Source organism: Rheinheimera sp. A13L (assembly GCF_000217935.1).
Taxonomy (GTDB): domain Bacteria; phylum Pseudomonadota; class Gammaproteobacteria; order Enterobacterales; family Alteromonadaceae; genus Pararheinheimera.
This window is the reverse complement of record NZ_AFHI01000023.1, coordinates 199,250-223,100: the sequence shown is the minus strand read 5'-3', so window position 1 is coordinate 223,100 and position 23,851 is coordinate 199,250. Positions and strand designations below refer to the sequence as shown.

Sequence of the window (23,851 nt, the reverse complement as noted above, 5' to 3'; positions counted from 1 at the left end):
GTAGTCCTATGTGACTGGGGCTAGGAGCGCAGTCAACAAAGCTGCGGCTTCAAGGACGACGTGTATTTACCCTAAGTAATTGGAGTTGCAGCAAGGCGACAAGTGAACTAGACCCCAGGAGCATAGTAGTCCTATGTGACTGGGGCTAGGAGCGCAGTCAACAAAGCTGCGGCTTCAAGGACGACGGGTATTTTAGCTATTCATCCATTGCTGTACCGCCGACACCAACTCATCAGGATGGAACTTGGCAATAAACTGATCAGCACCCACCTTTTTCACCATGGCTTCGTTAAAAACACCACTTAAAGAGGAGTGCAGAATAATATGCACATGACGTAAATGCTCGTTGGCTTTTACTTCAGCTGTTAAGGTATAACCATCCATTTCCGGCATTTCGATATCAGAAATAATGAGTGGTACTCTGCTGGAGATATCGCCGCCCAACTCCTGGGCTTTTGCTTCGAGCCAATTCAGCGCCAGACGGCCATCATTCACAGTTTCAACATTAATACCTATGGTAGATAAAGCACGTTTCACCTGATTACGGGCTACTGCTGAGTCGTCAGCCACTAAGACAGTTAAATCTTTAAAGTCTGCGTTTTTCGCTTTGTCTTTCACCGCTTCACTGACAGTTTCATCTACCGGAGATATTTCGGAAAATACTTTTTCCACATCAATAATTTGCACCAGTTTTTTATCAACTTCAGTCACAGCAGTTAAATAATGTGAACGGCCTGCGCCATGAGGCGGAGGTAAAATTTGCTCCCAGTTGACGTTGACAATACGGTCTACCCCACCGACTAAAAAGCCTTGGGTATTACGGTTGTATTCAGTCACCAGAATAAAAGCATTGGACAAATCGGAAATTGGTTTACCGCCAGTGGCCTGACTTAAATCAATCACTGTCACAGGCACACCACGTAAATGCGCTATACCACGCACATGAGGATTGGCGCCTGGCAATTCGCTAAGTTCAGGGCAACGTATCACTTCACGCACCTTAAATACGTTAATGCCATAAGGCTGAGGCCCATGCAGACGAAACATCAGAAGTTCGAGGCGATTTTGACCGACAATATTGGTGCGTTGGTCAACTGAATTCATCAAACTGGTCATAAGGTACACCTCTTCTTACTAAAATTTTGTCGCCCAGACAGGCTTTATGGCACCAACACAGAGTAGTACTGACTTAGCTAATCGACTAAATATCAGATTTACTTAACTTTTATTTTAACCCAGGCTCGATTTATTATACAGACAGCTTTTGGTCACACTCTTGATCTGTATCATAGCTTATCGCCTCAAAATGAAAAATACGATAAAAACTAAAATTTAGCAACAGTGTACAAACAGAGCTGACACTACAAAACAGAAAAAATGCGAATGAGTTAATAGCATAGCTGGCATACAACAGATAAACAGCGGAAAAAATAAACTTTATATTAATAAAGTGAGGGTCTCAGGCTGTGGCAAGGGGAATGAAACCAGACAAAAACCAATCCACTTAACCAAACTCACATTTCTGTTTTATCGGCAGCTTTAACATCACAGACGTCTCCTTGCTGTCTGACAACCAACTCACCTCTGCACCAATAGCTTTAGCCCGGTGTAATTGACTGGCAAGCCCCCTGCCACCGCTTTGAATGGCATCATTCAATTCAAAGCCACAGCCATTGTCAGTCACAGTAACAAGCACATGCTCAGCATCCAGGCTGGTACTCAGTGTTACTTCCGTGGCTTTGGTGTGTTTGATGATATTGGTAAAGGCTTCCTGCAAAATCCGTAAAACGTGTAGAGAACTTCTGGGATCGAGCCAGTCCAGCGGCGGGATCTGCGCTACCTTCCACTGCAAACGAATGCCGGTATTTTCAAGCCTGGCCCCCAGACGAAACCTCAAAGTGGCCAGCAGCAGCAATAAATCGTCATCGACAGGCTCTATAGAATCAATAGCCAGTTTCAAATCGTCAATACAGTCTTTCAGTACACCAGCCAATTCACCCGACTGCATTTTGCCATTTTCAACCACTCGTAAAGCACTGACCAGAGACGAACCTAAACCGTCATGCATTTCCTGCATCAGCCTTTGTCGTTCCTGCTCCAGTGTCTGAGATTTTTCAATAGCACGCAATTTTGCATTACTGCTGGCCAGTTCAAAGGTCATGGTAATAGCGGACAATGTTGTTTTAGTGCTGTTCAACAGCTGGCCCAGCAAGGCCAAAAAGTACAAAAAACCCGCCATAGCCAAGGAATGGTAAATAATGTCTTCCATAAACCAGAGCTTAGAAATGATACCTGTGACTTGCGGCAAGGCAAAAGCAAGATAAAACAGCGGAACAGGCGACAAGGTTGCCAGACTCCCCCCTAACATGCCGGCAAAAACCCCCATCACTAAAATGCCTTCAACGTCACTGACATTACTAAGCACCAGCCAGCTCAGCAGCCCCCAGATGCAACCGTCAACCAGATGCAGTACGGTATATATCATGGCTTTACGCCGGACTTTCACCTCAAGCCTTGTGCGGTTCAGACAATACCAGCTGTAAAGTTGCAGCAGCAGGTTGGACGAAACAGCCCCAGCCGCCCACCAGTGCAGGTAGGGCGTATTGACTTCATTCCAAAGTGTCCACCATACCAACAAACAAATGGGAATAATCACCAGAGTGCTGCGAAAGTGCCGCATGACCAGAGTGAGTTGTTGCTGTAAGATCTGTGGTTCTGCCAGACGAAACGGGTTATACATATTCAGGCTCAACTCAGTACAGAGTAAGTTTCACTCTTGGGATTAAAAACAACAGCTTATTTGTCCAGTAACCCCTGGATCCTCGCTTCATAAATAGCTTCGGTTTTAGAATTTACTTTCAGTTTGGCGTAAATACGCCTGATGAACGTCAGTACAGTGTGATGAGAGACGGAAATTAAAGCCGCAATTTCATTGGAGGTAAAACCTTTGGTGATTAACTCCAATACCTCTTGTTCTCTGGCTGAAAGAGTAACACAGCTCTCATCCGCCTTCACAGGAGCTTTAGTCAATGCCTGCTCTGGCCGGAACCGCATCAGTATTTTACGGGCGATCAGCGGACTAATAGGGCTGCCCCCCGAATGCAAACTACGGAGTTCACTGATTAAATTCTGTTGGCTGCTGTCTTTTAATAAATAGCCAGTAGCACCGGCCTCAAGCGACTTCATCACATTGGATTCATCGGCAAAGGTGGTACTGACCATAATGTTGCAGGTAGGCCATTGCTGATAAGCCTGTTGCACCAGGTTGATACCTGAACCATCAGGCAAACCCAAATCGACAATTAATATATCCACTGGCGGCGCTTTGAGTAGTTTTAAGCCTGCTGCCAGAGTTCCGCTGACGGAGACTAAAGCCATATCTGGCGCCAACTTCAGCGCTTCTGCAACAGCCCTTTGAAAACCTGTGTCGTCATCCACTAAGGCAACTCGCACAACGGACGGATTAATTTGCTGCGGCATAGGCGAAAACTACCTCAAAAGACGGAAAGGCTATCCTTGTTTATCACTTTATCGGCGTAAAGGAAAAACACTCTGTTTTTCACTGTCGTTGCCAAATGCTGCCAAGCAGTGCTGTTGGGTAGTGCCCCAAACAGATCGTCGAGTATAGCCTAACTAAATTGTTGTTTAGCCTTCAATTTGTCACTAGTTCTAGTGACAGACTGACTCCTGACTGAGCGCCTATGATGAATGCCAGTCCAGATGACAAAACAACAAAAAAACGCCACAAGGTAAAACACAAAGTCACTCAACGACCCAATGTATATATCAGGCAACAGGAGCTGTACCCATGCTAAAACGAGGTCCGTTTCCGCCGAGACAGCTGTATCCCATTGCAGTCTCACTGGCGGTTTGTAGCTTAGTGGCCTGTACAGCCAACACCACTCCTTTTGGTCAATCCGGCCACCTGAGTGCTGGAGCCGTTGCCAGCCAACGTTACCTGCAAAAACCAACAGGCCCGGTCCAACAAAATTTGACTGAAGGTATAGCGGCTCTAACCCAGGGCAATGCAACAAAAGCAAATCAGGCCTTTAATACGGCTATTTCTTTGGATATGCACAATGCAGCTTTACATACAGCCAATGCATTGGCCTATCAAATTCGCAGCCGCCATGGTGAGCGGGATTTATTTGAACTGGCTGAAACAGGTTTCCTGATCGCACTGGAACAACAACACGACTCACAAAACGCCGTGTTACAGCTGGCTCATTTGTACCTTGAAAATAAACAATATAAACAAGCTCAGCTTGCTGCGGCCTACGCCCTGAAGCTGGATGCCGCTGATCCGGAATCCTTGCAGTTGCTGGCCAGCGCTTCTTATTATCTGGGGGAAACTGAGCTGGCGTTATGGGCAATACAACGACTGCAAAACATAGCGCCTCTGGATGCAACCACAAGCCGTATCGCCCCTCTTATTTATAGTTCAGCCGGATTAACGGCTGACGCCATGAAGCTTTATCAGAGCGCACAGCAGAACCTCAATGCACAAGACCAGCAAAAACTCAGTCAACGTCTGACGCAGTGGCAAAACTCGTATCAATTAAATGATACAAACCAGTTGCCCCATGAAAAGAGCAACATAGTGTCTCTCCTTCAGCCTGCAGCCTCAGTAAAAACCGCCGATGCATCAGGCCCGTTGATGTATGCCTGGTCTGACTGCGTACAACGGCTTACACCAGTTGCAGAAACATCAGAAACAGATTCAGGTTCAGACGATTCAACGACTCAAGGTGTGGCTGTGGATGAAACCAAAGTATTGCCGAGCCTGCCCTCACCTTGTTTAGGACGGCCCTTGCCACAAATGGCCGTCATTGATGTGGTGATTTTGCGAAACAACCAGTTGAATACGTCCAGCACAGGGTTAAATTTGCTGGATAATCTGGCTGTCAGCATTCAGAACACCACCAATAAAATAACCACGACCACCTCAGGTGAGCCTGGCGTCACCAACACCACCTTAACCAGAGATATAGGTTTGGGTACTTCAGCAGGCGGGGCTATTGCCTATTCGCTGAATATTGCCAATGTGACAGAACAAACCACCGAAGTGGTGGCCCGCCCCAGCTTATTGGTGCTGGACAGGCAGTCTGCACAGTTTTTCTCGGGTTCAAATATTGCGGTGGGGCTGGCTGGCAGCGATGGTGGCTCAAGTTCATTTAATCAAATCAATGTAGGGGTCAGTCTGTCAGTTACCCCCACTTTTATTGACGATGAACATATGCTGTTGAACGTCAAAGCCGCCCGCACCTTTTTTGAACCTATTACCGGCTCTTCCACCTTCTCGCAATCCGTGCAAACTTCAAGAAATACGGTGTCCGCCGCCAGCAGTGTCAAAGTCAATGAAACCCTGATTTTATCCGGCCTGGTGGAAAGTGAAGTCATTTCCGGCAGCTCAGGTGTGCCTTTGATTAAAGATATTCCGGGTGTAAAAAACCTGTTTTCAAGAAATACCCAACAGTCCTATAAAAAATCTGTACTGATCCTGATCACCCCACGAAGGGTTCCAAGCTACGACAGAACACTTCAAGGCGCCGAAACCGCAGAGATACAAGCTGAAGAGCCCGCAGAGACTATTAAAGAGTTGCGCCAGTTTGCCCACAAAGAACTAGGCGAAAAATGGCCTGATCTGATGGCCCGCACTCAGCCTATGTCGCGCAAAGTTCGTGCTTTTAACGCCAGAACCAACGATATCCAACTGGATGACTGGTTTGCCCTGCCACGGATGCAAAACATTTTACAAGAGGTGACTGAACCTTAAATCAGACTGTTTAACCCATAGATTTTATTGCGCGTTAACTGGACAGGTCGCGCCCATCAGATCACTCAAACCTGATGGTCATCCTGACCCACAACAACCGGAGCTACCTAATGACGAACCTGAAAAAACATTTCACTTTATCTATTGCTGCAACAGCAGTGCTTTTATTAACTGCAGGCCAGGCTCATGCTCAGTCAGGCTCACGCCTCTGTGGTTTTATTTCAACAGATACACCGGGTAAAGTAGGCCTGTTATACGAAGCCAGAACCAAAGATGCGTCATACAAAAAGCAATGTGATGAAGCCATCAGCAAAATGAAGAAAAAAATTGAAACTACTGCTGAGCTCAAAGCCAAAAACTGGCAGGAAGTAAAACGCTGGAAATGTGAAGACGTAGGTAACAAAGGCTTTGTCAATCCAGGTGAAAGTGCTGACATTTGCGAAAAAATGGAAGCCAAAGTAGGTTACAAAGTCGTCAAAAAAGGCCCTGCAGCAGCCGAATACACAAAACAATAATTGTTTTGTCTGAAGCCCTGTAGGGAACAGATTTAACCTTTGATATTCAGCGGGTTGCGTATTTCTCCAGCAACCCGTTTGTTGTTCTATATGCCGCACTCTGTTCAGCCCTTGCCCCTGACTTGCACTATCACCCTGACTTTAATTTTTATATGGCCTGAGCTTAATTTGTTTTAAGCTGTGATCGACAGAACAAAAACCATGGAACTCATATGAAATTCAAAGCATTAAGCCTGCTGACTTTATTGGTTTGCTCCAGCCCGGTTTGGGCGGATGAACAATATTCTTACACTATTCTGGTCGACAACGGCGTAAAAGCCGGCGAGCAGATAGTGAAGATCAGTGACAGCGGAGAAATCAGCGTTCGTTATATTTTCAAAGACAATGGCCGTGGCCCTGAACTGGATGAAAAAATCAGCTTAAACAAAGAAGGCTTTATTCAGCAGTATCAGGCCAAAGGCAATACCACCTTTGGCTCTGTCATTAATGAAAGCTTTAAAGTTGAAGGCAATAACGCCAGTTGGAGCACAGGCCAGCAACAACACCAGGTTTCCTACTCAACCAATGCCCTGTATTTACCTGTCGATGGCTCGCCTTATCTGGCTTCTGTTGCCATAGCTGCTATGGCAAAGAGTGGCAAAAACTCTTTACCTTTATTGCCCAGCGGCACTTTAACCCAGCAAGTGGTCAGCGAATTGATGGTGGATAACGGCGGCGAAAAACAACAGATTCAATTACTGGTGCAAACAGGAGTAGGTTTTGAACCCAATTTTGTCTGGGCCACCAAAGGCGATACACCGCGACTTTTTGCTTATTTAGCTTCTGGTTATCTGACATTGATTGAAGATGGCTGGCAACACAATGCTAAAGCTATGCTGGAGATGCAGCAAAAAGCAGAAATTGTATTGCTGGAAAAACTGGCTGGCTTACCCAAAAAGTTAACCGGCCTGACTGTAGTGCGTAATGCCCGTATTTTTGACAGCCAAAGTCTGAAACTAAGCGCAAGCAGCGACATTTACCTGCTGCGTGGCAAAATCACCAGCATAGTGCCAGCCGGAACCTTACAAAGCCCGGTCGCTCATGAAATTGATGCAGCCAACCGTATTGTGTTACCAGGCTTGTTTGATATGCATGGCCACCTTTCTCGTTGGGAAGGCCCGCTGCATTTAGCAGCCGGAGTCACCACCTTACGGGATATGGGCAATGACAACGCCACTTTGCAGCAGATGATGGATGAAATCAGTGCTGATAAGTTGTTGGCCCCGACTATAGTTCCAACAGGCTTTTTAGAAGGCGAAAGCGCCTATTCTGCCCGCAATGGTTTTGTGATTAAAGACTTAGCAGAAGCCAAAAATGCCATCGACTGGTATGCAGCCCATGGTTATCCGCAGCTGAAAATTTATAACTCGTTTCCAAAAGAAATTCTTAAAGAAACTGTAACTTACGCTCATAGCCGTGGTTTGCGGGTCAGCGGTCATGTACCTGCTTTTCTCAAAGCTGAAGACGCCATAGCAGCTGGTTTTGATGAAATTCAGCATATTAACCAGCTGATGCTGAATTTTTTAGTCAAACCCGACACAGATACCCGCACCTTAGACCGTTTTTACCTGCCTGCCAAACAAGTGGCTAATCTGGATTTGCAGGGCAAAGCAGTGCAGGATTTTATCCGGCTGTTAAAAACCAATAACGTGACAGTGGACCCTACACTGGCTACTTTTGATTTCCTGAAAAAAACCGATGGCACTGTAGGCGAGCCGTGGCGCGCCATAGTTAGCCATCTACCGCCTGATATTCAGCGCTCTTACTCCAGAGCAGAACTGGATATACCTGATCAGGCCTCAGCCGAGCTTTATGCCAAATCCTACGCCAAAATGGTCGAATTTGTTGGTTTGATGTACAAAGCTGGCATTCCGGTGGTGGCAGGCACAGACGAGCTGGCTGGCTTTACTTTACAGGGTGAACTGGAGTTATTAGTGAAAGCCGGACTGACAGCAGCCGAAGCTTTGCAGGTTGCTACGTTAAACGGTGCACGCTACAGCAAAGTGGAGCAGCACAAAGGCCAGATTAAAGTGGGTTTTGACGCCGACTTATTGCTGGTAGATGGCGACCCAACCCAAAATATTGCCGATATCCGCAAACTGGCCCTGGTGATCACCCAGGGCAAAGCTATGGTTCCAACTGACTTATACCGCAAGCTGGGCGTTGAACCTTTTGTCAAAGGACAGGTGAAAATCCGCGACTTTGCGACAGAAACAGCACAAGGTGGCGGCAAAACCCGGCAAGGACACCGGCATTTGCATTAATTTAAATTTTTCAAAGCATAAAGCCTCAGGCCTATACTGAGGCTTAGTTGCTCAGACAGCGCTCAGGTTTCTGTATTTTTAAAATAAGGAACAAGCCGATCAATAAAAGTTCGCAGCGCCAATGACTGATGTTTTCTGGAGCGATAGACCGCATAAATCCCCAGTGAAACGGGTTCGTAGTTTGGTAATACATGTACAAGTTTGTTCTCATTGATAAGTGCCTGTACCGCATGCCGGGGCTGTAAAGAAATACCCCGGTTTTTTAATACAGCATGCAGTAACAACGAAGATTCATTTGCGCTGTAGTTGCCAGACACTGCAGCAACCAGAGGCTGTTCATCCTTAGTGAAATGCCACAGGCTTTTACCAAAATTGGAATACATTAAAAAGTTATGTGCGGCTAAATCATCAGGGTACACCGGATAACCATGCTGTTTCAGATAACTTTGAGTTGCACATAACACAGAGCGGCAAACCCCAAGCGAACGGGCAATCAGATTCGGGTCCAATTCGTTGGTAATACGGATAGCCAAATCGATGCGGTCCTCCACCAAATGCGTCACCTGATTACTGACATGCACGTCAATACGCACTTTGGGGTAGTCATCCAAAAAGGCATCAACGACCCGGGGCAATAAATCCTCAGCAATAAATTGTGAGCAGGAAACACGGATAGTGCCTTCTGGTAAGGCCACTGCATTGTGCTCTAAAGGTGTCGATACTTCTTTGGCTAAATCCAACAAAGCTCGACAATTACTGAAGGCTTTTTCACCTGCTGCTGTCAAAGTCAGTTTGCGGGTGGATCTGTGAACCAACTGAGCACTGGCCCATTGCTCCATTTCAGCCAGGTAGCGGGTCACCATGGAACGTGACATATCCAGCGACTGAGCAGCGCCGACTAAACTGCCCTGCTCTACAATACTTACAAAAACTTCAGCCGCTTTAATTCTGTCCATTCTTTTCACTATATGTTCGATTTATGCAATTAACTATTGCCAGATCTATGGTTTATTGCAAGCCATTTGCAACATACACTTTTCTTCCAGTCGTGAATTGACTAAAACGCAACCGAATAATACGGCTTGCCACTGCTACCCCTTAAAACGGACCACAACTTCAGAGGTGATTATGCAATTTTTATCCAGATTAGTTCAGGCGGGCGCTTTGTTAGGCATGATGTCTATAGCAGCCAACGCATTCAGTGCGCCACTGCAAACCACAGTCTTTAACCCTCAGCAAAAAAGCACTTTTCCTGTCAGCTCAGTTTTAATTACAGGTAAAACTGAAGCTATTTTAGTGGACGCCCAATTTCAACGGAATGATGCCTTGTCTGTCGTCGAACTGATTAAACAATCAGGTAAAAAACTGACGACTATTTATATCAGCCATGGCGATCCGGATTTTTACTTTGGTCTGGATCTGATCACTGCGGCTTATCCGGATGCCAAAGTGCTGGCCTCTGCCCAAACGCAAAATTACATCAAAAAATCTATGGATGCGAAAAATGCCTATTGGGGACCGATACTGAAAGAAAATGCACCACAGAAACTGGTGGTGCCAGAAGTGATGACAAGTGACACTTTATTGGTTGACGGCGAACAGGTCAAAATTGTTGGACTGAAAGGCCATGACCCTAAACACACATTTGTCTGGATCCCTTCCAGTAAAACTGTTTTGGGTGGTGTTGTGGTCTTTGGCAATATGCACGTGTTTTTAGCCGACACACAAAGCGTTGAATCACGCCAGAACTGGTATCAAACCCTGAATGTGATTGAACAATTAAAACCAGAGACTGTGATCCCAGGCCACGTGTTGGGTGACAAGCCTATGACGGTGCAGGCTGTGACTTTTACCCGCAACTACATACAAGACTTTGAAGCCGCAGCCAGCACTTCAGCCAATTCAGCTGAGTTAATAGCAGCAATGAAAAAGAACTACCCTGCTATTGGCGGTGACAGCATTTTAGGTTTAAGCGCTAAAGTCATTAAGGGCGAAATGAAGTGGGGTCAATAGCCTGCCCCTCTGCTGAAGTAACACTTTTTTGGCAAAAGTCAGCTTAAAGAGCAAAGTTCAAAGAGGGTAACAAAATGTGCCAGAACATCCGACTGATGTTCTGGCTTTAGAGGAGCTTTTTAGAAGTAGTAATTCAGGCCAACAGACAGATTGCTGGACTTAGCTTTTATCTCATAAGGCCCTTCAGTGAAGGTTTCATCCGGCAGTTGAATGTATTCCAGATTCACAGCAAAATTGTTGGCAAATTTAACTTCAGCGCCCAGGCCTAAAGCGATACCATTGACCGTATCTGTTTCTGAGAACGAATACGAAGAACCTGTCTCTTTGTAGCCAAAATCAGTTTTGCTGTAGCCTGCAACAGCAAAAACTGAAAAAGCATCAGACAAACTGTAGTTGGCTCTGGCTAACAACATAGTTTGCAGATCGACGCCAAACTTTTCGCTGTAGTCGCCGTCGCGGTCAGATTCATCTTTTACACCAGTTCCTAAACGGGCTTCTACTGCAAAATAGTCATTGAATGAATAACCTGCCAATGCCGTCAGGCTGCCAAAATCCACAGAAGCATCACCACCGCTGGCTTTTAAAGTAGTTTTGTTGTACTGACCACCAAAGTAAAAGTTCTGCATATCAGCCTGAACTGCAAAACTACCTGCTAAAGCACCAACCAACACCATTTTTTTAAACAACATAAAACGTCCTATTTTATTTAGTGAAATAATTGCGGCGGTTTTATATCTGAAATAAGTTTGTTAGTAAATAGTAACGGCTAAATAACATCATCAGTGGGGGTGCGGACGATATAACTAAAGAAGCAATAAAAGAGGGGCAAAGTGTGGGCATAGTCCTGACCATGCCCCACTTCGTTTGATTTATTGCGACAGGCCTGCTGTTATTGGCTGTACATCCAGGCCATAACCTAACCAAACCGCACCAATCAGCACCACAGAAGATGCGATCAGCAGTTTCACCATCAGTGGCCAACAAAAACGAAACCAGTGGCCGTAAGGCACACCGGCTATACCTATAATACCCATCAGCACCGCATTGGTTGGAATAATCATATTGGAAAAACCATCGCCAAATTGGTAGGCCAATACAGCCACTTGCCGTGGGATCTCTAATAAATCACTCAGCGGCACCATCAGCGGCATGGTGACATAAGCCTGACCACTGCCCGAGGGGATAAAAAAGTTCAGGAAGGTTTGGATCAATAACATACCAACAACCGCAATTTCAGCGCCAACGTAAGACAACGGCAACGACAAACCATGCACCAGCGTATGCAAAATCTGACCATCTTCCATCACTAAAGAAATTCCCCGCGCCACACCAATTAACATGGCTGTGGTGGTGAGTTCCATTGCACCTTCGATAAATTTCTGTGCAGCAGTGTCCGCTGAAAGCCGGCCAATCACTGTGGTAAACAAACCCCAGGCAATAAAGCAGGCGCTTAATTCATACAAATACCAACCGTGCGCCCGGATGCCATAAGCCACCACACCAATGGTGCTGACAAAACTCAGCAGGATCAGCCGGTGCCGCCAGTTCAGCTCCGGGTAACCTGGTGTCGCTTTGTCGCCCAGTGGACAAGGCAAACCGGCCACCATCGACTGTGATGGATCCGCCAGAACTTTTTTGGCATAGCTCCAGACATGGTGAAAACCAATCAGCACAAAAGGCAGGAAAATAGCCAACCGCAACGCCATGCCAGACAACACCGGCAGATCAGCAATTTGCTGGGCAATCACTACGGTAAAAGGGTTGATCGCTGACACACCATAACCAATACCATAACCGGCCACCGTCATACCCACTGCGGTCATCGCATCCAGTCGCATCGCTTTACACAGCGCCACCAAAATAAGCACAAAGGGAATATATTCACCGGCAGTACCTATAGCGCTGGACGCCATGGCAAAACAAAACACCACCATCAGGATCAGCATTTGTGGCCGTTCGCCGTAGCGGCGCAATAAGCGGCCGATCAGCGCATCCACTGTGCCGGTGGCGCGGGCAATGGCCAACACACCGCCTAAAATCAGCACAAAGAAAATGACATCCTGGGCACTGGCGAATGCCCTGGGTATAGCTGTTAATAACTGCCAGGGACTCAGATAGTGCCGCTCTTCCACCAGCGCAAAAGTGCCTGGCACCACAGCAGCACGGCCATTGGCAAGCGTTTGAGTTTCAAAAAAACCCTGCGGCACAATCCAGGTGGCGATCATTGCCAGCACCATCATGCCAAAAAGTAGCGTCAGGGTATGAGGAACCTTGATAAATTTCTGCATTATAAATATTTCTTTTTCAGTTCGGAGCTAAGCGCGCCAGTATACAAGAAAAATTCCGCACCAACACCCGCAACCTGAAGTTAACAGGAGACATCACCTAAGCTGCACTTTTGCAACATCAGCTCAAGTGTCAGAGCGGCGACGCCACAGAGGTTGAGGGATGATGACCGAGGACAAGGGCTCGCCAAATAAGGGGATGAAGACTGATAAGTTTTCTGAGTTTTAATGTCTTGATGCCAAAGCTCTGCCTTAGCCACTAGACGGGAGGTACAATTGAGTGATGCCCATGCGTTATATCACTGGGTGTGATTGCAAATGGATCAGTCTGAGGAATGTGGCGCACTGCTGCTTTGCAGCGAGTGCAGCCCTGAACATCGGGATAACTGAATAAAGCTAAATCAACGCGACTTCAATATCATCCTGGTCAAAACCAAAGACGCTACCATCAAAGTCTACCGACAAACGGCAGCTGTTTCCCGGTGAAGATATCCGGACTATATGCCCAACCTGACCATAACATTCGCTGGTTGAGTCAATAACTATTACATCAAGACCCACAGTCCACAGTGGTTTTGTCATCAGTTTCTCCAAAATTGACGCCTGATTAATACAACAGGTATTAATCATTAGCCAGGCAGTGTACGCGAATTGACCTTTTAAAGCGAGATAAGCTTGCAACTGCTTTACCAGCATGCTAGGGAAGCAGCATGTTATCGGTATGTGTAATAAAGCCAGAGCCGTATAAAGATGGTGCTGTCCTATGCAGCTAAAACCACCAGATATGAACGGCCTGGAGTTACAGCTGCATTTTTAATACATTGCATATCAAAGCACACAGATTATTTGTCAGGTTACTTTTTGAGCTTTCACCGAATAAATCAACGGAACCTGCTGACCTTTATGCAGCAACTGATAACCAAAGTTGGGCACATAGTCTAAGCCGTTAAAGCAGTTGTAGGGGCTATATTTATACTCAGAGAACCCTTGAATGATGAGTCCTGCTCCAATCAGCGCTGTAATGACTTCGCTTAGTTAGACAACACACTTGTTAGACCAAGGCCTTTAGCTAAACCACAATAACCAGTGCCAAACCACCAGAGCAAGCTTAATGTCTGGAGCTTGTGTTGCGTTAAATACGGCTGATCGCAGGCCACGACTTTTGATTCCCCCAGGCCCGGAGTATTAGGGTAAATGTTGTGTTTATCCAACAGTTTATTACAAACAACTGGCTTCAGTGGCTGCCGGCCAAATCACAACGACAGCCCCCCGCTTCCTGCCTGTATCGCTATGTCGATGCGCATCTGGCAAGCGGTCTGACGGATAAATCCGCTCTGTCACTGCATGGATCTGTCCCTGAACAGCCAGTTGCAATAAGTGAGTTAAATCTTCACTGCGTTCATCCGATGGGCCACTGATACAAATTTTTCCGTCTTTTTGTCTGGCCATCAGATCCGGTAATCCGCCAGCTACAGCGACGTACCTGCCTTTCGCTTTTAGCAGTGGTAAACATTCACGAAAGCTTCGAGCTGCAACAGCATCAATAATCACGTCAAACTCTGATTGAGTGGGTAAGGACTCAGCACTGTCGTACGCCAGCGCTTCGTCGGCCCCAAGCTCGCGCATCAGTGCCTGATTACGTTGACTGGTTAAGGTGGTGACTCTTATCCCCTGAAGTCGGGCAAGTTGCACCAGGGCGACACCAACAGCACCAGATGCGCCTATAACCAAAAGATGCTCTCCTGCCTTCAATGCTGCTTTTTTTAAAAAATGCATAGCGGTTAAACCACCAAACGGCAGCGCCACGGCTTCGGTAAAGCTCAATGTCGCTGGTTTCAGCACAGTGCAGTGGCTGGCGGAAACTACACAATATTCAGCATGCGCTCCTTGCCTGAACCCAGTCATAGCAACCACATGATCACCAGGCCTGAAATCAGTGACTTTAGTTCCGACTTGCTTTACAACCCCGGCTACATCAACTCCCAGCACCTGCTGACGAGGACGACGTAAACCAAATATCAGCCGGCCAATCAACCCCATACCTGATGGAAATCTGGAGCTGCGGATCCTTACGTCACCCGATGACACAGTACTGGCGCACACCTGCACTAAAATGTCGCCTGCGCCAACTACAGGTAAAGGGCGATACTGCAATTGCAATACATCTGCACCGCCATAGCCTGTACAAATCCAGGCTTGCATCAGAGAGGGTAATAATAGTGACATCCGGGCTCCTTAACTTACACTGTAAGTTGAATAGAGCTAGCCTAGTGCTTACACTGTAAGTACGTCAAGTTAAACTTTGTATTTTTGTAAGAGTGTGATGCTAAAGGAAAAACCTGCACTATCAGTGCAACGTATAGTAGAAAGCGCTATGACCATTGCAGATCAGGCCGGATTGGACGCATTAAGCATGCGGAAAATAGCCAAAAGTCTGAATGTCGAAGCTATGTCGCTTTACAACTATTTGCAAAATAAAGAGCTATTGCTTGATGCAATGGTCGAAGCTGTAGTGGCTAAAATTGATCTGCCGGATCCAGCCTTACCATGGAAGATGGAGATGATGAACAGATGCAGCTCCGCCTATCAGGTGCTGAAAACCCATCCCTGGGCGGCCCATTTACTAATGGCGCGACTAAACGTTGGCCCTGCCATGTTGCGTTACGTCGATGCCAGCCATGGTTGTTTATTGCTGGCAGGATTCAGTCACAAAGATGCCGATCTTGCCCGTAATCTGCTGGACAGTTATATCTATGGCTTTACCCTGCAAGAGCTGACGTTTCCCATCGAGCCTGACGACTATGCCAGTACTGCTGCAGAATTTCAGCCACAGCTGGACAGCAGTGTTTATCCGCATTTAACAGCGCTTGCAACCGAGGTAGCTTCAGGCCGGTATCATGGCAAATTGCAACTGGAGTTTGGGCTGGAGTTATTGCTTGGAGCACTGGAGTCAAAGCTGAAGTCTTGACACCCTGTAATTTGACGATGAAGCTCACTCAGTGTGGTTCAGCGCAAAGTGCCGAAACCGCACTTTTCAGTATCAGCACTCTGTGTTGTAGCTCTTGGTTGTAGTTCCTGCCGCCGGGTTCAGGCCAGGAACTACTAAAGCGCTTTGATTTATTCAGTGCCTTAAAAAACAAAAACGCCACCTGAAAAGGCAGCGTTTGTGTTTTAGAATTTGGTGCGTCCTAGTGGACTCGAACCACCGACCCCTACCATGTCAAGGTAGTGCTCTAACCAACTGAGCTAAGGACGCATATGTTGCAACGTTCGCGTCACAACGGGCGCTATGTTATGCAGCGGATGCTTTGCTTGCAAGCACTTTTTTTAAAAGACGGTGTGTTTGCTGTTATTTTAAACGTATGAGTGCACAGAGCAGCCTGTAACCTCTGTCTCTGCTCTTAGAATGCTGATTTCAGTGATATATTCTGCGTCATTGTCCAAGTCGTGGAGCTGTTATGTTTACCCCTGCCCATACCCTTGAATTTGCCGAACTGGCAAAACAAAAAGTTGCTGAATTTAATGCCTTGCACTGGGATGCGACCAAAAGGCAACAGTTAGGATTAAAGCTGGAAGATAATAAAGGCCACTTAATAGCCGCATTGGCTGGCCGCACTTTTGGGCATTGGTTTTATCTGGAGTCTTTGTGGCTGGACGAAAAAGTTCGGGGAAAAGGCGTAGGATCAAAGCTGCTTATTGAGGCTGAAAATCTAGCTAAAGCAAGAGGTTGCAGCTTTGTTATCCTCGACACTCTGGATTTTCAGGCAAAACCTTTTTACGAGCGCCATGGTTATCAACTGGAGTGGACGCAGAAGAACTACCCTTTCACCGGCTGCAAACACTTTATGACCAAGAGGCTTTAATTTTGCTTTTGGTCAGCCTGATACACAGACTGAACCCAGTCAGCATTGCCATCATTGGGCGCAGGCTGGATACCTAAAATGCGGCACATCAGGTTATACAATTCGATATTGGAAAAAGCCGGTATTTGACTGCCAGCAGCAAAAGCCGGACCATGCCCGACAAAAATAGCCTGCATAGCCGGACTATTATTGTCATAACCATGGCTTCCTGTGACAACACTACGGCCTGGTTTTTCCAGCCATTCTTTTTGTTTATGTTTTTGCATCAAACGCCAGCCTGCTTCCGGCACCACCAAAATGGGGGCTATACGTTTGCTGTTCTGATAAAACCAACGCTCCGGTAAATCTGCTTTTTTATACACTTTGGCCTGAGGTGGCAGTGAGTGTTTTAGCTGATGGTAAATGGCTTCTAACTCGTTTTTTTTCGGAAAAATGGAAACAATCTCCGGGGTCCATAACACCAAAGCCGCTTTTTTCTGATCAAACAGCTGGTCCAGCGCAATCACCTGCTGCTGTGGCACTTTGGCCATGCCATGGTCGGATACCAGCATCAGGTTGATGCTATGCTGCAGTCCTCTTTGTTTCATCCCCTTCACCAACACACCCAGCGCATGATCCACATCAGCAATAGCGTCAGCCACCTGTTTTGATTCAGGACCATAGGCATGGCCAGCGTCATCCACAGAGCTAAAATACAATGTCAGAAATTGTGGGCGCTTTTCCATAGGTAAATCCAACCAGGCCAATACAGAGTTCACTCTGTCGATATTACTGATTGAGCCATCGTAAGCTTGCCACAAGCCAGGCCTTACCCCTTTGATTGCAGCTTCTGTACCAGGGAAAAAATAAGTGCCGGTTTTAACCCCCTGCTTCTCTGCTGTGACCCAAATAGGTTCACCCAGCCACCAGCGGCTATTGGTGACTTCTTCTGGTTTACTCATACGAAATACAGCATCAAAATCAGCATCGTAAATATTGTTTTCGACAATACCGTGGTTCGCCGGGTACAAACCTGTGGCTATGCTGTAGTGATTAGGAAAGGTTTTTGTCGGGAAGACTGGCTGCATACTAAAGGCTCTCACACCACCTTGTGCCAGTTGATGTAAAACAGGCGCTTTATAACGATCCCAATACTGCTGGCCAAAACCATCGATGGAGATCAGCAACAAGCTATTGGTCTGAGGCTGCGACTTTGGCTCTGCACTATGAAGATCCAGACTGAGCACTAAACACAACACAACCAGAAAAAGACTACGCACAAGGCACCTGTTCGTCTCGAAAAAACCGCAGTGTACTGAGCATCGCAGGCAGTCATATGACAAAACGACCAAAAGTAAAAAAAATGCTACCAACTGCGTAAAAGCACAGCCTGGTCATCATAAAGAATGATTCAAGCCACAACTTGCCAGCGACCGCCTTTGGCTGGACCTGTACGAAGCAGTTTGCCTTCAGCCTTTAACTTCGCCAGTTGTTTTTCTATGGCTCTGGAGCTTAGTCCGAGTTCATCCGCTATGGTTTTAGCACTTAATCTGTTGTCTTTTTTCAGTTTCTTTAAAATCTGATCTTCGGTTTTATACCAGGGCCCTGGCGTTTTTGTTTTCACTTTTTGTGTTTGCAACTGCACAAATTGTGTCAAATCGACCAAAGGTTGATCCGGTAAATGTGCCGTCTGGTTGAGGTTATTTAATTCAGATTGTTGTAATTCCAGATGTTCTAATTCGGTGTTCAGCGTTTCGTGAATGCTACGCAACATAAACAAAATAAAAGCCGTTGCATCGTACTTAGGCACGGACTGACGCAAGGTTTTTTGGTAGTCGCGTGTTTTGTCTTTAAGCACTGCTGTAAAAGGCAAATAAGCAAAACAAGGCTGCCACCGGATTAAAACTAAATGTTGCCACAAACGGCAGAGACGGCCGTTGCCATCAGAAAATGGATGAATAAATGCCAGTTGATAATGCATCAGGCAAGATATCAATAAAGGATGCACCTGTTCATGTTGTAGTTTGTCCAGCAGCTCATCAACCAGAACCTTCACTGTAGCCGGTGCAGGTGGCATATGAACCAGCTTGTGGCCCTCATAAACACCAGCCCCCTGCTTTCTGTAGTGTCCGGCATCGGAGGATACTGAACTCATAAAAGCACCATGTGCCTTGCGTAAATCGGCACTTTGATAAGGATTAAACTGCTCCAGTTGTTGATACAACGTCAGGGCATTTTGTGCTTGTTGTATATCCTGCACCAAAGCCACGACACGTTTGCCTGCAGCCAGTTCCTGCAACTGCACCACAGATAAAGAATTATGGTCCAAAGCCAGGCTGGCCTGTAAAGACTTATTCTGCAACACCAGACGTTGCTGCAATGAAAGCGAGGTAACAAAGACGGACCATTGCGCCATTTGCTGTTCGATGCGTTGCACTAAGTCCGGGATCTCCGGATTCGGCTGATAAAAAGTCTGGTACTTATCCATCACAGAATCACCTGTATCTATTCAATATATTTATTTTATTGACCAGCTAAGACTAATAGAGGTTCACTGAAAAAACAAAGTGTTAGCAAGTTTTTAGCGATTTTTCTAAATTTATGGAAATAAAACCGCAAAAACTGAATAGAACAGCTTGCTTTCGTTACCCGCCTCAATAACTATTGAGGCAGAATAAATCAGGATCTTTAACCAGCATGACTGCGGTTGAACAAGGTGAAAAACAGGAGTTTTTGTGCAGGTAAAGCGTTACTCTACGTCTGAGCTTACGCTGCGATTTTGGGCAGCTATTGCGTTGTTATTTACCTTCAGCGCTATTTTTGTTGCTTATGTCTACGCAGAAAAACGTATTGATGCAGCCAATGATCAGCGGGTGTATTCGCTGAAAATCATCGGCGAGTTGCGTCAGTCTTCCGATGATTTAACCCGCATGGTGCGAAGCTACATCGCAACGGGGGAACATCGCTACAAAAACCACTTCAATGAAATTATCGCAATACGAAATGGCCAATCCGCCAGGCCCGTTAATTACCATCAGGTGTACTGGGATTTAGTGGGCGAAGATAATGACAGGCCACGCCCTGCTGGCTCGCGTATTGCTTTGCTGGATTTAATGAAAGCTACTGGGTTTACCGATGCAGAAATGGCGTCCTTGCAAGAAGCCAAAATTCAGTCCGACCTGTTGGCAGTGACAGAGCAAAAAGCCATGCAGTTGCTGGAAAGGCCAGAAATTGATCCTGTGCAGAAAGAGAACAACAAACAACAGGCTTTGCTCGCCGTTTTTGATCAGCACTACCACAATGCAAAAATTGCCATCATGCAGCCCATAGCTGCTGTGTATAGTCTGGTGGACGAGCGCACAGCAGATGAAGTAGAGGATGCAATGTTTTACGCTCTGGTGATGCGTATTCTGTTTATTTTGTCCGGTTTGCTGCTGTTTTATTCACTGTGGGATATTAAAAGAGTTCACAACAGTATTTTGGGCGCTTCTGTCAGTCATTTGTACGACCAGATTAAAGCTATGGGCAGAGGCGAAGTGCTGCAAGGAGCAGAGCTGCGAAAAGCTAAACCCGGCAGCATTATGAGTTGGCTGGGTGCTACCCAGCTTCGGCTGAACAGCTCGATTCAGGAACGTCAGTCGCTGATCCAGGCGCTGCAGCAAAAAGAGCAGTACCAACGCACCCTGATTGACAGCATTCCTTTTGTGGTCTGGTTAAAAGATATTCACGGCCGCTATCTGGAAGTCAACCAGAAGTTTGCGGAGCAGTTTCAGCATCGAAATACCAGCCAGTTGGTGGGGAAAACAGACGCCGACTTATTTGATGCACAACGTGCTTTAAGCCATGTAGTCCATGATAAACAAGTACTGACATCAGGCCAGCCACAGGTGATCCGCTCGCAACATAAAACTGAAACAGAGTTGTACTGGTATGAAACCTACAAAGCCCCTGTTCTGGTCGATGAAGAGTATGTAGGCACTGTGGGTTTATCCCGTGATATTACCCTGGAGCACACGGCAGACAACAAATTACGCTTATCGGCCAGCGTGTTCACCCATGCCCGCGAAGGCATTATGATCACCGACCCGTTAGGTGTGATGATTGATGTAAATCAGGCCTTTACCGAGATCACAGGCTACAGCGCTAAACAAGCTATAGGCTGCACACCACGTTTGTTGCAGTCTGAGCATCAGGATGAACTTGCTTTTAGTTCCATGTGGCAAAGCCTCCAGCAGCAAGGCTTCTGGTCTGGTGAGCTCTGGAGTCGCAAGGCGTCAGGCGAAGATTTTTTTCAAAGCCTGACCTTAAGTGCTGTCCTGGATGATAAAGGTCAGTTACAACATTATGTCGGGCTCTTTTCTGATATTACTAACCAATACCAACAGCAACAACACCTTGAAAAAATTGCACTTTATGACTCCATGACGGGCTTGCCAAACCGCAGTGCTTTAACCCGGCAGTTAGAGCTGCTGATGAAAAAAGCCACTGAAGAGCAGATGCTGGCTATTGCTTATCTTGATTTAGATGGCTTTAAAGAAATTAATGACCGTCACGGCCATGAAACTGGCGATCAGTTTTTAATCGCCTTGTCCGAACGACTGAAATCTCAGCTTGAAGACTCTGAGTTGTTGGCCCGTATAGGTGGGGATGAGTTTGTGGTGTTGTTACCAGCGCTGAGTGATAAAAAAGCCGGGCTTGCCAAAATTCAATTGCTGCTTGATACAGTAGCTAAACCACTGAAAATAGACGAATGGATGTTGTCGGTGTCCGCCAGTATAGGCCTGACGTTTTACCCTCAGACGGATGCCACTGAAGCAGAACAACTGGTACGTCAGGCCGATCATGCTATGTATCAGGCCAAGCAGGATGGTAAAAACCGCTGTCATGTCTTTGATACCGACTATGCCCGCAGTTTACGTGGTCACCAGGAAACCATAGTAGAAATCAGACAAGGCCTGGCGCTTAAACAGTTCAGATTATTTTATCAGCCCAAAGTCAATATGCACACAGGTGAAGTGATAGGTGCAGAAGCCCTGATCCGCTGGATGCATCCACAAAAAGGTATGGTCGCTCCTGCCTTGTTTTTGCCTGCAATAGAGCAACATAGTCTGGGCGTGGAATTAGGCTATTGGGTGATTGAAGAAGCACTGCGTCAGTTGGCCGAATGGCAACGTCAGGGTATGACTATCCCTGTCAGTGTCAATATCTCAGCCTATCACTTACAGCAGCTGGATTTTGTTAATCGCCTGCAGTTGTTACTGCATTTTTATTCAGACGTGCCGGCCTCTTTGTTGCAACTGGAAATTCTGGAAACCAGTGCACTGAATGACTTAACCCATGTACAGGCCGTGATGCAGGCTTGTATTCGCAGTGGTGTCAGTTTTGCACTGGATGATTTTGGAACTGGGTATTCGTCCTTAACCTATTTAAAACGTCTGCCTGCAACAGTGCTGAAAATAGACCAGAGTTTTGTCCGCGATATGCTGGTCGATCCGGACGATTTAGCCATTCTCAAGGGCATTATTGTATTAGCCAATGAATTTAAACGCGAAATTGTTGCTGAAGGGGTGGAAACCACAGAACATGGCGAAATGCTGCTGCAATTGGGTTGTACTCTGGCTCAGGGCTACGGCATAGCCCGTCCTATGCCAGCCGAGCAATTTATGCCGTGGAAAAAGGCCTGGCTGCCGCCTGATGTCTGGGCCGCAGCATCTGTGGGTTCAGGTATTCAGCCTTCAGGCGCCAATAAAACATTGACCACACACTCTCAGCACAGAGCCGTTTAAACCGGCGGCATCTGGCCGTGCCAAAAAGGCGACAGCCAAAGCCACATCCTGAGGTAAACCCGCCTGACTCAGCGAGTTTAAGCGCCGTCCCACTTCACGTGGGATGGCTGGCATAGCTGCTGTCATTTGAGTTTCAATAAAGCCCGGGGCTATGGCATTAAAGGTAATGCCTCTGTGGTCCTGCATCGCCATATACTGGCAATACCCCACCAAAGCGGCTTTTGAACTGGCATAGTTGGTCTGGCCTTTTTGCCCTGCCAGACCATTCATCGACGACAATAACACGACCCTTCCACCGGACTGGATCAATTGCTGTTCCAACAGCAGTGAATTAATACCTTGCACTGCACGCAGGTTCACATCCAGAGTTTGAGTCCACTGGGCTTCTGTCATTCTGTGAAATAGTTTATCGCGGGTGATACCAGCGTTGTGCACCAGAATATCCAGTTTCAGCCCTTGCTCTGTTAACCACTGCTGCAGTTGCTGAGCGCTGTTGCTCTGACTGATATCCAGCACCAGGCTTTTGCCTTGCAGCTGCTGCATCAACCTGCTCAGTGCCTCTTCGGCTTGCGGAATATCCAGCCCAATGACGCTGGCCCCCTGCTCTGTCAACGTTGTGGCTATGGCAGCACCAATACCACGGGCTGCGCCTGTCACCAAAGCTACTTTCCCCTGAAGTGGTTTTTGCCATGGACTGAGTTCAGCTATTGTTACCGCACGCACTGGCAACACCTGACCTGTGATATAAGCCGAAGCTTTGGACAGGAAAAATTCTGCAACAGGCAACAGGCTCTGCTGTACGCCCTGGTGCAAGGACAACAGATTCGCTGTACTGCCAAAACGCCCCAGCTCTTTGGCAACAGAGCGGGTGAAGCCCGATAAAGCCGCTGCTGCGGCTGCGGCATCTGCGCTGCAGGCATCGGCCAGAGCCCGCGTCAGTATCAACACCCTGCCATTTTTCGCCAAAGCCGGTAAAACACTGTGTAAGTGTTGCCAGACTAAATCCAGCTCTTCAGTGCTTTGCAGTTCTGTGCCATCAAAAAGAATGGCCTGAAATGGCCCGGCAGCAGCTTCAACAAAACGAACATCAGGCAGAAGGCTTAAATGCTGACGCAGCAGCACACTGTGCGGGGATGTTTTGCCACACAACAGCACTGCACCACTAAAACACTCAGCCTCGCCTTGTGGTCGTTGCAACGGGGTTGCTTGTGGCACACCACACCAGCGACCTAGGGCAGAATCTGCAAAAGATGTTATCCAGGAAGTCATGACTATGCCTATACCACTAAAAACTCCGGCCATCTTAGCGACATAACCTGGCTTGCACCAGA

18 protein-coding genes and 1 tRNA gene are annotated in these 23,851 nt (G+C 46.9%); 7 read left to right on the top strand and 12 right to left on the bottom strand.

Annotation, left to right across the window (positions count from 1 at the left end; translation table 11 throughout):
• Nucleotides 1–192: 192 nt before the first annotated feature.
• From RHEIN_RS13515 to RHEIN_RS13505, 3 genes are all read right to left on the bottom strand, one after another.
• The gene (locus tag RHEIN_RS13515; RefSeq protein ID WP_008899536.1) at nt 193–1,116 is read right to left on the bottom strand and encodes a chemotaxis protein CheV; all 924 of its coding nucleotides are present in this window, start codon (nt 1,114–1,116) and stop codon (nt 193–195) included.
• Between the two features lie 388 nt (nt 1,117–1,504).
• Nucleotides 1,505–2,740, bottom strand: coding sequence for a sensor histidine kinase (locus tag RHEIN_RS20475; protein ID WP_008899535.1), 1,236 nt, complete (start codon nt 2,738–2,740; stop codon nt 1,505–1,507).
• A 56-nt stretch (nt 2,741–2,796) separates the two neighbouring features.
• Nucleotides 2,797–3,480 (bottom strand): response regulator, encoded by a 684-nt coding sequence (locus RHEIN_RS13505; RefSeq protein WP_008899534.1) that lies wholly within the window; start codon nt 3,478–3,480, stop codon nt 2,797–2,799.
• 328 nt (nt 3,481–3,808) lie between these two features.
• Here RHEIN_RS13505 and RHEIN_RS13500 point away from each other — a divergent pair, with 328 nt between their 5' ends.
• The 3 genes from RHEIN_RS13500 to RHEIN_RS13490 all read left to right on the top strand — a co-directional run bounded on the left by RHEIN_RS13500 (nt 3,809) and on the right by RHEIN_RS13490 (nt 8,594).
• The gene (locus RHEIN_RS13500) at nt 3,809–5,776 is read left to right on the top strand and encodes a type II secretory pathway, component PulD (RefSeq protein WP_008899533.1); all 1,968 of its coding nucleotides are present in this window, start codon (nt 3,809–3,811) and stop codon (nt 5,774–5,776) included.
• A gap of 110 nt (nt 5,777–5,886) precedes the next feature.
• Complete coding sequence (locus tag RHEIN_RS13495; protein ID WP_008899532.1) at nt 5,887–6,291, top strand: hypothetical protein; 405 nt, start codon at nt 5,887–5,889, stop codon at nt 6,289–6,291.
• A 212-nt stretch (nt 6,292–6,503) separates the two neighbouring features.
• Entirely contained in the window at nt 6,504–8,594 is a 2,091-nt protein-coding gene (locus RHEIN_RS13490; protein WP_008899531.1) for an amidohydrolase family protein, read from the top strand.
• Between the two features lie 62 nt (nt 8,595–8,656).
• On the opposite strand, the gene RHEIN_RS13485 is transcribed toward RHEIN_RS13490, so the two are convergent.
• Nucleotides 8,657–9,550 (bottom strand): LysR family transcriptional regulator, encoded by an 894-nt coding sequence (locus tag RHEIN_RS13485; RefSeq protein ID WP_008899530.1) that lies wholly within the window; start codon nt 9,548–9,550, stop codon nt 8,657–8,659.
• Between the two features lie 172 nt (nt 9,551–9,722).
• Between RHEIN_RS13485 and RHEIN_RS13480 the strand changes: the two genes are divergently transcribed.
• A complete protein-coding gene (locus RHEIN_RS13480; protein WP_008899529.1) occupies nt 9,723–10,607 on the top strand; it encodes an MBL fold metallo-hydrolase in 885 nt (294 codons plus the stop codon).
• A gap of 119 nt (nt 10,608–10,726) precedes the next feature.
• Here the strand turns inward: RHEIN_RS13480 and RHEIN_RS13475 are convergent, their stop codons facing one another.
• The 4 genes from RHEIN_RS13475 to RHEIN_RS13460 all read right to left on the bottom strand — a co-directional run bounded on the left by RHEIN_RS13475 (nt 10,727) and on the right by RHEIN_RS13460 (nt 15,118).
• Nucleotides 10,727–11,296 (bottom strand): outer membrane protein, encoded by a 570-nt coding sequence (locus RHEIN_RS13475; RefSeq protein ID WP_008899528.1) that lies wholly within the window; start codon nt 11,294–11,296, stop codon nt 10,727–10,729.
• Nucleotides 11,297–11,476: 180 nt separating this feature from the next.
• A complete protein-coding gene (locus tag RHEIN_RS13470; protein ID WP_008899527.1) occupies nt 11,477–12,895 on the bottom strand; it encodes a YfcC family protein in 1,419 nt (472 codons plus the stop codon).
• Between the two features lie 393 nt (nt 12,896–13,288).
• Nucleotides 13,289–13,474 (bottom strand): hypothetical protein, encoded by a 186-nt coding sequence (locus tag RHEIN_RS20940; RefSeq protein ID WP_008899526.1) that lies wholly within the window; start codon nt 13,472–13,474, stop codon nt 13,289–13,291.
• Nucleotides 13,475–14,110: 636 nt separating this feature from the next.
• The gene (locus RHEIN_RS13460; protein WP_008899525.1) at nt 14,111–15,118 is read right to left on the bottom strand and encodes an NAD(P)-dependent alcohol dehydrogenase; all 1,008 of its coding nucleotides are present in this window, start codon (nt 15,116–15,118) and stop codon (nt 14,111–14,113) included.
• A gap of 97 nt (nt 15,119–15,215) precedes the next feature.
• Between RHEIN_RS13460 and RHEIN_RS13455 the strand changes: the two genes are divergently transcribed.
• Nucleotides 15,216–15,860, top strand: a complete 645-nt coding sequence (locus RHEIN_RS13455; protein ID WP_008899524.1) for a TetR/AcrR family transcriptional regulator C-terminal domain-containing protein — start codon at nt 15,216–15,218, stop codon at nt 15,858–15,860.
• A gap of 211 nt (nt 15,861–16,071) precedes the next feature.
• Here RHEIN_RS13455 and RHEIN_RS13450 read toward each other — a convergent pair.
• Nucleotides 16,072–16,148: transfer RNA gene (locus RHEIN_RS13450), tRNA-Val, on the bottom strand.
• A 202-nt stretch (nt 16,149–16,350) separates the two neighbouring features.
• On the opposite strand from RHEIN_RS13450, the gene RHEIN_RS13445 reads away from it, so the two are divergent.
• Nucleotides 16,351–16,755: a GNAT family N-acetyltransferase gene (locus RHEIN_RS13445; protein ID WP_008899523.1), complete on the top strand. Its 405-nt coding sequence runs from the start codon at nt 16,351–16,353 to the stop codon at nt 16,753–16,755.
• Here RHEIN_RS13445 and RHEIN_RS13440 read toward each other — a convergent pair.
• Both RHEIN_RS13440 and RHEIN_RS13435 read right to left on the bottom strand, forming a co-directional pair.
• On the bottom strand, nt 16,752–18,014 hold the full coding sequence (locus tag RHEIN_RS13440; RefSeq protein ID WP_008899522.1) for an alkaline phosphatase family protein: 1,263 nt from the start codon (nt 18,012–18,014) through the stop codon (nt 16,752–16,754). The genes RHEIN_RS13445 and RHEIN_RS13440 overlap by 4 nt on opposite strands.
• Before the next feature lie 131 nt (nt 18,015–18,145).
• On the bottom strand, nt 18,146–19,222 hold the full coding sequence (locus RHEIN_RS13435) for a Fic family protein (RefSeq protein ID WP_008899521.1): 1,077 nt from the start codon (nt 19,220–19,222) through the stop codon (nt 18,146–18,148).
• A gap of 247 nt (nt 19,223–19,469) precedes the next feature.
• On the opposite strand from RHEIN_RS13435, the gene RHEIN_RS20470 reads away from it, so the two are divergent.
• A complete protein-coding gene (locus RHEIN_RS20470) occupies nt 19,470–22,520 on the top strand; it encodes a GGDEF and EAL domain-containing protein (RefSeq protein ID WP_008899520.1) in 3,051 nt (1,016 codons plus the stop codon).
• Here the strand turns inward: RHEIN_RS20470 and RHEIN_RS13425 are convergent.
• Nucleotides 22,470–23,789 carry a 3-oxoacyl-ACP reductase gene (locus RHEIN_RS13425; RefSeq protein WP_008899519.1) on the bottom strand — a complete coding sequence of 440 codons (1,320 nt, stop codon included), beginning with the start codon at nt 23,787–23,789 and terminating at the stop codon, nt 22,470–22,472. The genes RHEIN_RS20470 and RHEIN_RS13425 overlap by 51 nt on opposite strands.
• Nucleotides 23,790–23,851 lie beyond the last annotated feature (62 nt).

Coding starts and splice junctions, on each gene's coding strand:
- RHEIN_RS13470 (WP_008899527.1), bottom strand. CDS start 12,895: ATGCAGAAATTTATCAAGGTTCCTCATACCCTGACGCTACTTTTTGGC.
- RHEIN_RS13505 (WP_008899534.1), bottom strand. CDS start 3,480: ATGCCGCAGCAAATTAATCCGTCCGTTGTGCGAGTTGCCTTAGTGGAT.
- RHEIN_RS13455 (WP_008899524.1), top strand. CDS start 15,216: ATGCTAAAGGAAAAACCTGCACTATCAGTGCAACGTATAGTAGAAAGC.
- RHEIN_RS20475 (WP_008899535.1), bottom strand. CDS start 2,740: ATGTATAACCCGTTTCGTCTGGCAGAACCACAGATCTTACAGCAACAA.
- RHEIN_RS13480 (WP_008899529.1), top strand. CDS start 9,723: ATGCAATTTTTATCCAGATTAGTTCAGGCGGGCGCTTTGTTAGGCATG.
- RHEIN_RS13475 (WP_008899528.1), bottom strand. CDS start 11,296: ATGTTGTTTAAAAAAATGGTGTTGGTTGGTGCTTTAGCAGGTAGTTTT.
- RHEIN_RS13515 (WP_008899536.1), bottom strand. CDS start 1,116: ATGACCAGTTTGATGAATTCAGTTGACCAACGCACCAATATTGTCGGT.
- RHEIN_RS13500 (WP_008899533.1), top strand. CDS start 3,809: ATGCTAAAACGAGGTCCGTTTCCGCCGAGACAGCTGTATCCCATTGCA.
- RHEIN_RS13485 (WP_008899530.1), bottom strand. CDS start 9,550: ATGGACAGAATTAAAGCGGCTGAAGTTTTTGTAAGTATTGTAGAGCAG.
- RHEIN_RS13435 (WP_008899521.1), bottom strand. CDS start 19,222: ATGGATAAGTACCAGACTTTTTATCAGCCGAATCCGGAGATCCCGGAC.
- RHEIN_RS13490 (WP_008899531.1), top strand. CDS start 6,504: ATGAAATTCAAAGCATTAAGCCTGCTGACTTTATTGGTTTGCTCCAGC.
- RHEIN_RS13460 (WP_008899525.1), bottom strand. CDS start 15,118: ATGTCACTATTATTACCCTCTCTGATGCAAGCCTGGATTTGTACAGGC.
- RHEIN_RS20940 (WP_008899526.1), bottom strand. CDS start 13,474: ATGACAAAACCACTGTGGACTGTGGGTCTTGATGTAATAGTTATTGAC.
- RHEIN_RS13445 (WP_008899523.1), top strand. CDS start 16,351: ATGTTTACCCCTGCCCATACCCTTGAATTTGCCGAACTGGCAAAACAA.
- RHEIN_RS13425 (WP_008899519.1), bottom strand. CDS start 23,789: ATGACTTCCTGGATAACATCTTTTGCAGATTCTGCCCTAGGTCGCTGG.
- RHEIN_RS13495 (WP_008899532.1), top strand. CDS start 5,887: ATGACGAACCTGAAAAAACATTTCACTTTATCTATTGCTGCAACAGCA.